Source organism: Pantoea septica, assembly GCF_002095575.1.
GTDB lineage: Bacteria > Pseudomonadota > Gammaproteobacteria > Enterobacterales > Enterobacteriaceae > Pantoea > Pantoea septica.
The window spans coordinates 1-1,222 of record NZ_MLJJ01000082.1 but is presented as its reverse complement, the minus strand read 5'-3'; the positions used below and the strand labels follow the sequence as shown (position 1 = coordinate 1,222).

Annotated in this window: 1 pseudogene; it reads right to left on the bottom strand. The window is 54.7% G+C overall.

Going from position 1 to position 1,222, the window contains the following annotated elements:
* Positions 1-30 precede the first annotated feature (30 nt).
* Positions 31-1,151: pseudogene (locus HA46_RS20615) on the bottom strand (IS3 family transposase).
* Positions 1,152-1,222: the final 71 nt, after the last annotated feature.

The window sequence follows — 1,222 nt, the reverse complement described above, 5'->3', positions numbered from 1 at the left end:
TTGACCTGCCCCCAGTATTAGATACAACCTTCAGTTAGTAATGTCGGTTGGTTTTTCTTCTTGTTTCCCGTTTCGCCAGCATGCTGCAAATTCAGACGGCGTCTGTTAATTCAGCGATGAATGCGGTCTGGACTCGTTATAGTCCTGCCGCCAGTCATTAATGATTTTCCGGGCATGTAGAATATCGCTGAACCAGTGCTCATTCAGGCATTCATCCCGGAAGCGGCCATTGAAACTCTCAATAAATCCGTTCTGCGTTGGCTTGCCCGGCTGGATTAAGCGCAACTCAACACCATGTTCAAAGGCCCATTGATCGAGCGCACGGCAGGTAAACTCCGGGCCCTGATCGGTTCTTATCGTTGCCGGATAGCCACGAAACAGCGCTATGCCGTCCAGAATACGCACGACCTGAACGCCTGAAATACCGAAAGCGGCGGTGATCGTCAGGCACTCCTTCGTAAAATCATCCACGCAGGTCAGACACTTAATCCGGCGGCCGCTGGCAAGTGCATCCATGACAAAATCCATCGACCATGTCAGGTTCGGCGCATCCGGGCGGAGAAGCGGAAGCCGCTCAGTCGCCAGACCCTTACGGCGTCGCCTGCGTTTTACACCCAGATCGTTAAGGTGATAGATGCGGTAAACCCGCTTGTGGTTGATGTGAAGGCCCTCCCGACGCAACAACTGCCAGATGCGCCGGTAACCAAACCGGCGACGTTCAAGTGCCAGCTCTGTGATGCGCAGAGATAGCTGCGCGTCAGCAGCCGGACGCTGAGCCGAGTAACGGCAGGTCGACAGGGGCAAACCTGCCAGCCTGCAGGCCCGACGTTGCGACAGACCTGCGGCCTCACACATGACTTCCACGGCTTCCCGCTTCTGGTCTGTCGTCAGAACTTTCGGCCAAGAGCCACCTGAAGCGCCTCCTTATCCAGCATGGCTTCTGCAAGCAGCTTCTTAAGGCGGGCGTTCTCTTCCTCAAGCGACTTCAGGCGCTTAACCTCGGGCACCTCTATACCGCCATACTTCTTGCGCCAGGTGTAAAAAGTGGCGTCAGAAATGGCGTGCTTACGGCAGAGTTCACGGGCAGAAACCCCGGCTTCAGCCTCGCGAAGAATACTGATGATCTGTTCGTCGGAAAAACGCTTCTTCATGGGGATGTCCTCATGTGGCTTATGAAGACATTACTAACATCGTGGTGTATTAATCAACGGGGAGCAGGTCA